At 76.0% G+C, this 466-nt stretch carries 1 protein-coding gene; it reads right to left on the minus strand.

Annotation, left to right across the window (positions count from 1 at the left end):
- On the minus strand, nucleotides 1-466 hold a 466-nt coding region (locus DEIPI_RS29215), incomplete at both ends, for a pseudouridine synthase (protein ID WP_245588524.1).

Below are 466 nucleotides of genomic sequence, written 5' to 3' on the forward strand. Positions count from 1 at the left end.
GGACGGGACCGATGGGCGCGTCGATGACGAAGCGGTCCTCGCGAGCCACGCCCGACCCGAGCGCCCGGTAGCGCTTCTCCACGTCCCGCTCGCGCCACGCCCGGGAGAGGGCCGCCGTGGCCGAAGGGTCGCGCGCGAAGAGCACCACGCCCGACGTGGCGCGCCCCAGGCGGTGCAGCAGCGCCGCCTCGGGCCAGCGGTCACGCACGAGGCGCAGCAGCGTGTGGCGGTAGAAGCCGCCGCCGTGCATGGTGGGCAGTCCCGAGGGTTTCGCGACGGCCAGCACCGCCTCGTCCTCGTGCAGCAGGTCGAAGGTGAGGGGGACGTCCTCCTCCTCCCACGGGGGGCGGCGCCACACGAGCTCCTGCCCGGGTGAGAGCGGCTCCGACCCGCCTGCCACGTGTCCGGCGAGCTCCACCTCGCCCCGCGCGAGCCGCGCCGCCCACTCCTCCTCGGAGGTGTGGCG

Origin of the sequence: Deinococcus pimensis DSM 21231, assembly GCF_000519345.1 — a bacterium.
In the GTDB taxonomy this organism is placed as follows: Bacteria; Deinococcota; Deinococci; order Deinococcales; family Deinococcaceae; genus Deinococcus_A; species Deinococcus_A pimensis.